Annotated in this window: 8 protein-coding genes and 1 pseudogene; 3 read left to right on the forward strand and 6 right to left on the reverse strand. The window is 56.4% G+C overall.

Features of this window, described 5'->3' with window-relative positions; all coding sequences use genetic code 11:
* Window positions 1-65: 65 nt before the first annotated feature.
* The 3 genes from ACFFK0_RS04430 to ACFFK0_RS04440 all read right to left on the reverse strand — a co-directional run bounded on the left by ACFFK0_RS04430 (window position 66) and on the right by ACFFK0_RS04440 (window position 2,941).
* Window positions 66-1,208 (reverse strand): MGDG synthase family glycosyltransferase, encoded by a 1,143-nt coding sequence (locus ACFFK0_RS04430; protein WP_377468691.1) that lies wholly within the window; start codon window positions 1,206-1,208, stop codon window positions 66-68.
* 271 nt (window positions 1,209-1,479) lie between these two features.
* Entirely contained in the window at window positions 1,480-2,280 is an 801-nt protein-coding gene (locus ACFFK0_RS04435) for a pyruvate, water dikinase regulatory protein (RefSeq protein WP_377468692.1), read from the reverse strand.
* Window positions 2,273-2,941: a helix-turn-helix transcriptional regulator gene (locus ACFFK0_RS04440; protein WP_377468704.1), complete on the reverse strand. Its 669-nt coding sequence runs from the start codon at window positions 2,939-2,941 to the stop codon at window positions 2,273-2,275. Before ACFFK0_RS04440 ends, ACFFK0_RS04435 begins: the two co-directional genes overlap by 8 nt.
* A gap of 245 nt (window positions 2,942-3,186) precedes the next feature.
* Here ACFFK0_RS04440 and glpX point away from each other — a divergent pair, with 245 nt between their 5' ends.
* The 3 genes from glpX (at window position 3,187) to ACFFK0_RS04455 (ending at window position 5,071) form a co-directional block, all read left to right on the forward strand.
* A complete protein-coding gene (glpX, locus tag ACFFK0_RS04445; protein WP_377468693.1) occupies window positions 3,187-4,155 on the forward strand; it encodes a class II fructose-bisphosphatase in 969 nt (322 codons plus the stop codon).
* Between the two features lie 210 nt (window positions 4,156-4,365).
* Complete coding sequence (lspA, locus tag ACFFK0_RS04450; RefSeq protein WP_377468694.1) at window positions 4,366-4,848, forward strand: signal peptidase II; 483 nt, start codon at window positions 4,366-4,368, stop codon at window positions 4,846-4,848.
* Between the two features lie 46 nt (window positions 4,849-4,894).
* A complete protein-coding gene (locus ACFFK0_RS04455; protein ID WP_377468695.1) occupies window positions 4,895-5,071 on the forward strand; it encodes a YjfB family protein in 177 nt (58 codons plus the stop codon).
* 77 nt (window positions 5,072-5,148) lie between these two features.
* Here the strand turns inward: ACFFK0_RS04455 and ACFFK0_RS04460 are convergent, their stop codons facing one another.
* From ACFFK0_RS04460 to ACFFK0_RS04470, 3 genes and pseudogenes are all read right to left on the reverse strand, one after another.
* Window positions 5,149-5,952 carry an undecaprenyl-diphosphate phosphatase gene (locus ACFFK0_RS04460; RefSeq protein WP_377468696.1) on the reverse strand — a complete coding sequence of 268 codons (804 nt, stop codon included), beginning with the start codon at window positions 5,950-5,952 and terminating at the stop codon, window positions 5,149-5,151.
* A gap of 372 nt (window positions 5,953-6,324) precedes the next feature.
* Entirely contained in the window at window positions 6,325-6,543 is a 219-nt protein-coding gene (locus ACFFK0_RS04465) for a hypothetical protein (protein ID WP_377468697.1), read from the reverse strand.
* Between the two features lie 28 nt (window positions 6,544-6,571).
* A pseudogene (locus ACFFK0_RS04470) lies at window positions 6,572-6,958 on the reverse strand (Ger(x)C family spore germination C-terminal domain-containing protein); the annotation flags it as partial.
* Window positions 6,959-7,033 lie beyond the last annotated feature (75 nt).

Genomic DNA, 7,033 nt, shown 5'->3' on the forward strand with positions numbered 1-7,033 from the left:
ATTCCCCGGCGGAGACAGCGAAAAAGCCGGACCCTCAGGTAACCCTCAGGTCCGGCTTAATGACGTTATACGGACTGCAGCAGCCTGCTCTCCAGCGACCGGATGACGTCCTTCACAATCGTTTCGGCGGCGCTGCCGGACGGCAGGAACGACATGCCCCGCTTCATCGCCCGGCCAATCTCGGGATCGGCCAGGAATTGCAAGATTTGCGCAGCCAAATCGTCCGCACTAAGCGCGATGCTGGCCGCCCCCTTCGCCTGAAGGAACAGCGCGTTCTCCTTTTCCTGGCCGCGGAACGGCTTATAGATGAAGATCGGCAGCCGAAGGGTCAGCGCTTCCGTCAGCGTCAGGCCCCCGGCCTTGGTCACGATACAGGAGGACGCCGCCATCAGCTCGTGGATCCGGTCGACGAAGCCGAAGATGTGCACATGCGGATGATACCCGTGCGTAGCCTCGAGCCGCTGGCGCAGCTTCTCGTTGCGGCCGCAGACGACCGCCAGCTGGCAGCCTCCCGCTTCGAGCAGCGTATAAATCATTTGATCCAGGTGGTGAAGCACCCCGTAGGAGCCCGCCGAGATCAGCACGAGCTTCTTCTCCTTGTCGAATCGCTCCGTGATGCCGCTTCTCACCGCGGGAATAGATGCCGTCTGATGGAACGCCTCGCGGACCGGGATGCCGCTGACCTCGATGCGCTCGGGCTTGAAGCCCTTCAGCGCCATCTCCAGCCGCAGCTCTGGAGCGCCGACGTAATATTTGTACGTGTCGGGATGGAACCAGCGCGCATGCAGGGCATAATCGGTTACAATCGTGAACGTTGGAATGCCGTGCTCCCTCCCGAGCTCCGGCGCGGCGCCGAACGGGAACGTGTTGATGATCGCATCGGGCCTCTCGAGCTCCACGATCTCTTTCAGCTTCTTCCGCCCCAAATAGTTGAACGCCTTGCCCCACGTGCCGTCCGGCTTCGTATCGCGGGTCATATAATAGGTCCAGCCATAATAATCCAGTCCGTATTTGGACGACTTCGTACTCTTCAAATACAATGTCGACGTAATGGAATGCAGCAGCGGGTGGGCTTCCTTCATCAAATCGATGATGCTGACATCCTTCATCCCCTCCGAATAAAGCCGCTGCTGCAGCGAGCGCGCCGCCTGAATATGGCCCTCTCCGTAACTGGCTGTTAGAATCATAAGCTTTGGACTACGCTTCATAGAAGTGGCCGCCTCCTCTGCATACGGGCACCGATGTCCCGTCCAATCCCTGTATAAATATATTGCGCATATATTGGGTCTAGCTCTATTTTTTTCATTCGCGTTTGCAGGAATACGTGATATGGTCTACGGCATACCTCACCATTATCGCAACGAAATATTAACCCCATATTAATTTCGCCTGAAAAAATGTGACGCTTTCCCGAAAACGGGCACAAGCCCCGGAATCGTTCGCCGAGGCTTGTTCATCGGTTGTTCGGTGCTGCTCCAATTATGATAAATATCCCATGATAATGCCGGCGGTTTCTTCAATCGCTTTGTTCGTAACGTTCACGACCGGGCAGCCGAGCTGCTGCATAAGCCCGTGCGCGTAGTCGAGTTCTTCCGTAATTCGCTGCATCGTCGCATATTTGGAGCCGTCCGGGAGGCCGATCACTTTCAGCCGCTCCATACGGATCCTCAGCGCGTATTCCGCATCCATGGTCAAGCCGATGATGCGTTCCGCTGGGATTTTGAACAGCTCCGCAGGCGGCTTCACTTCAGGCATGATCGGCAAATTCGCCACCTTGATCCCTTTGTGCGCCAGAAAAATGCTCAGCGGCGTCTTCGACGTCCGCGATATGCCGACCAGCACGATCTGCGCCGACAGCATGCCGCGAGCGTCCCGGCCGTCGTCATACTTGACGGCGAATTCAATAGCCTCGACGCGGCGGAAATACTCTGCGTCCATCTCATGCAGCAGTCCCGGCTGACGCTTCGGCGCATCGCCGAACGTTTCGACGAACGCCTGCATCATCGGCCCCATCAGATCGACGGTGCGGACCCCGAGACGGACGGATTCAGCCTTCATCATCTCGCGCAGCTCCGGCTGGACAAGCGTGTACGAGACGAAGCCGCCGGTCTGCGCCGCCTCTTCCATGATACGCCGAATATCATCCTCGTGCCGGAGCTGGCCGAACCGCTTGATCTTGGCGTTCACACCGGGAAACTGGCGAAGCGTGGCCTGGGCGACCGCATCCGCCGTCTCTCCCGTAGAGTCCGAGCATATGTAAATCAGGTGAAGTTTACTCATCGTCACCGCCACCTCCCCCCAAGCGGAACCCGGCTGCAACCTCAACCAGCACCCGCGTCATGCTTGTCTTGCTGACACGGCCTACAACCTCCAGCCAATCCTCGCCGCGTTCCCCGCTTCCAGACCCCGTTCCGGAACGGCGAACGACGACAGGTAAGCTTTCCACTTGATGGTGAATCATTTTGCGGGCGGCGTCGATCACATAATCGTCAGGCCCAACCGTAACGACGTTCGGCTTCCGAGTCATCACCAGAGTGACCGGCATCGACGCGGCGCTCGCATTCCCCAGCGTAACCTTGAGCAGATCTTTGCGGGAGACGACTCCAAGCAATCCGCCATTCTCGTCCGCAACGACCAGGCCGCTCGTATTCTCTATAAACAGTGTAACCACCGCATCGTGCACGGTTGCCGTATCGCGAACGATGACCGGGATGCCTTGAATGTCCTTCACCTTCAGCTCCAGCAGCTTCCGTCCGCCCGCAATTCCGTCCGGCGCCGCTTTTCCTGCCGTGTAGCCGACCTTCGGCTTGGCGTCCAAATACCCGAGCATGACCAGCACCGCCAGGTCCGAGCGGATCGTCGGCCGGCTGATGCCTAGCGTCTCCGCGATTTGCTCGCCGGTTATCGGCGCTTGCTTCCTTACGAGCGCTACGATCTCCATCTGTCGATTCGTCAGTTCGATGCCCGTTCCCCCGCTTTCTGAGCTACGTTCGTTAGCTACTACTATAGTCAAAGCGGCGTCCAAATTCAAACCTTCCGCACCCGCAGATCTCACGCATCAAGAGTCTATATAACACACACTAATCAAATATTTGACACAATATAATATTGATTATACCTATTTAATGTGTGAAAATAAAACCAAAACCACCTGCTATTAGGCGGCATATTGGAGGAGGATCCGGGATGGAGAGAGAACTGGCATTAGAGATGGTTCGCGTTACGGAAGCTGCAGCACTGGCTTCCGCCCGCTGGATGGGCCGCGGCAACAAGCATGAGGCCGACGGAGCGGCGACCGCCGCGATGCGGGCGATGCTCGACACCGTCAGCGTGAAAGGCACCGTGGTCATTGGCGAAGGCGAGATGGACGAGGCGCCGATGCTTTATATCGGGGAGAAAGTCGGGAGCGGCTCCGGTCCGGAAGTCGACGTAGCCGTCGATCCGCTGGAAGGCACGGAGCTTGTCGCCAAAGGCCTGAACAACTCGCTTGCGGTTCTGGCGATCGCCAGCAAAGGCCAGCTCCTCCATGCCCCTGACATGTATATGCAGAAGCTGGCTACCGGTCCGGCGCTGAAGGGCATGCTGCGACTCGACGACCCGATCGACACGACACTCCGCCTTGCGGCTACCGTACTGCGCAAGCCGATGTCCGACGTCACGGTCATGGTGCTCGAGCGCGAGCGCCATGCCGATCTCATCCGAACGCTTCGCGAATCCGGCGTCCGGATTCAATTCCTTAGCGACGGGGATGTCGCCGGGGCGATGGCGCCGGCGTTCGAGGAGTCCGGCATCGACCTGTATGTCGGCTCGGGCGGCGCACCGGAGGGCGTTCTTGCCGCGGCTGCGCTGCAATGCTTGGGCGGCGATTTCCAGGGCCGGCTGCTGCCGGGAAGCGACGCCGAGTACGAACGCTGCCTCCAGATGGGAATCCCCGACCCGAATAAGGTGCTCGGATTGCCCGAGCTAGTCGGCACGGACGACGTGATCTTCGCCGCAACGGGCATTACCCCGGGGCAGTTCCTGCCGGGGGTCCGGTACTTGTCCGGTCAAAGAGCGGAGACGCATTCCCTCGTCATGAGAGCCCGCACGAGGACGATCCGTACCATCAAGGCGCAGCACTACCTCCCGAACAAGCCGTACCTGCAAAATACTTAATTACGTATATCGCTTTGTCTTTTTGACTGATTCGCTCCTATTTGAATATCGTCCTCTCCGGTGGTATAACGGACTTACCCAAGGATAAACGGCTTCGCCGTCCTTCAGGACGAGCGCGTTTACCGTAGCGGAATCAGCCAAGTATAACCGACTGTTTATACTTGCTGGTGCTGATGTAGGAAGATATCCCGCGAGGAGCGTGACTGACCGTTGCTGTTTTATGCTACTTCCCTGATTGCAGTTGCCGTCGACCTGATCACCAAACGGCTCATCGCTTTGCACGTACCGGTCGGCGCTTCGATGCCGTTCTGGGAGCCCTACATTCAGTTCTATCATTACCAAAACAGCGGAGCGGCACGCGGCTTGTTTCCCGGATATGGCCGGTATATGGCCGTATTCGCTATCATCTTCGTCGTCGCCGTCCTCTATTACCGCAGGAAAGGCCATCTTCGCGGCTTCCTGCAGGAGTTCGGCACCGGCCTTCTTGTTGCCGGAGCGGTCGGTAACGGCATCGAGCGGGCGCTGTTCGGCAAGGTGACGGACTTCCTTGTCTTCGGGAGCGGCAGCGGCATTCTGAATATAGCCGACCTCTTCATCAACGCGGGTACGCTGCTAACGCTAGCGGGTATGCTGGTCGAGCATCGAAGGGACAGGCGTGGCCGGACTAAAGCGGCGGAGACATTTTACCGATAACTAAGAAGTACGCTATTGATGGATCTGCAGAGAGGAGACGCTGGCTATGGACGTCGCCGCACTTTCGATTTCGCTGAGCCAGAGCGCGCTGTCTCAGAACGTCGGCATCCGCCTTCTCCAGATGGCCAAGGAGCAATCCCAGCTCCAGGCCAGCAGCGTGGTGCAGATGCTCGAGCGCAGTGTACAGCCGCATCTTGGCGGTCAACTGGACATTCGCGCGTAACGAAGCAAGCCCATGGGGAGAGAGTCTCCCTATGGGCTTGCTTTCATTTTCCTCGTATTCCGTTCCGTCTTCCGGCATTACATCAATACGAAAATATAGAACAACGCTGCAATCACGAAACGGTACAGCGCAAACCATTCCAGCCTGAGCCGCTTGATCAAATTGAGGAACGTGACGACCGCAATCATCGCGACCACGAACGCGGCAATAAAGCCGATCAGGAACAGCACCAGTGCGTCGGAGGTCAAGTACTCGCGGCTGTCGTACATGTCCAGCGCCGTAGCGCCCAGCATAACCGGAACGGAAATGATGAAGGTGAAATCCGCCGCCGCTTTCTGGCTCGTGCCGAGCAGAAGGCCGCCGGAGATCGTCGAACCCGAACGGGAGAAGCCGGGCCACAGCGCCAAGCATTGGAACAGCCCGATGCCGAATGCCTGCTTATATGTAATGTCGTCGGTTTCCTCCGCCGTCACCCGGCGCTTTGCCCGGGCTGCAACGATCATCAGAATACCGCCGATGACGAGACCGACCAAGACCAGCGTAGGGGATTCAAACAATACGCCTTTGATCAGCTTCTTGAAGATCAGGTAGGCCACAAGTGCGGGGATCATAGCGAGCACCATATGGATCGCGTTCAATTTCTTGGCGCGGAAATTAAATTTGAGCAGATCGAGCAAAATATCGATATACCGCCGGAAATACAGAACGAACACCGCCATAACGGCGCCGAGCTGGATGACGATCTTAAACGTCGTTGCCGCGTCCCCTTCAAAGTTCAGCAGTTCGCCTACGAGAATCAAGTGGCCTGTCGACGATACCGGCAGAAATTCAGTCAATCCTTCCACAATTCCTAAAATAATGGCCTTAATAATGTCTAACATGAATGAATGTCCGCCTCTCCTAATATTTTACTGCTTCTTCCATAATAGTCACGATGAGCGCCGTATTCAATAGACCATCTAGTCCATATCATTATAGCACCCCAGCTTTAATTTGGATAACGAACTTGTAAGATCGGATTTCTGTTCTTTCGCATGGACTTTAACGATGTTTTACATCATTAAGCTAAACAGTCGAGACGACCTGGCGGGCGTTAACGATGCAGAACATCGCTAACGCGTCCGGCTTCCGGGGCTTCCAAGCTGCTACCTCAGCTTCACCATGGAACCGCCGTCGTATATCATCCGCCCTTCGTTACGCACGCACGGAATCAACCGTACCCCCTCTTGCAAAAACAGCCCGCAAAAGCACCGTTACGGCAGCCCAAGCCAGCGGGCCATGTACATCAGCATCTCATTGGGTCCGGTAACGGGAACGCGAAACACATAGAGCTCGAACAGCACGAACGCCAAAAACATGAGTCCACCGTATACGTACGCTTCCCGCCGATTCCGGCTCGATATGAGCCGTCTTGCATCCATAAATGACAGAGCGGACAAGACCGCTGCAACAGCGAGCGATTTCCAAATCACGACATCCTTCTCCTTTGCTTACAGCCTGCTATTCCTGCATTTTCGACAAGGTCGGTTCGACGACAAGGCCGTTGCGGCGAATATGGGCGTCCACTTCGACCTGCAGCTCGGCTTCCTTCAGATACTGCTCCCAGTTCGCCTTCATGCCTTTCCAAGCCTTTGGGTAAAATCGCCGCACATCCCGCCCGATGCCGAGCACATCCGCCCCCAGTTCTTTGGACCGCTCAAAGGCAGTCTGAATGTAGCTTTTCATCTCTTCCCCGACCGACTTCTCTACTTCGGCCCGCAGCTCCGATTGCAGCAATTTGTCGGTACAGGTCTGATCCATCAGATTGCCCTCCGCGAACAAGCTCACCTGCAACTGTACGCGATCCGAATCCATCTTAATGCGCCTGTTGTTCTTGAAGTCGGTTACTTGATAAACAAAATATTTAGGGCTTGCTGAAAAATCAAAAAATCCTTATCTCACAAGGGTTTAGAGGCACTTTTG

The organism is Paenibacillus chartarius (genome assembly GCF_042432825.1).
Classification (GTDB): Bacteria; Bacillota; Bacilli; order Paenibacillales; family NBRC-103111; genus Gordoniibacillus; species Gordoniibacillus chartarius.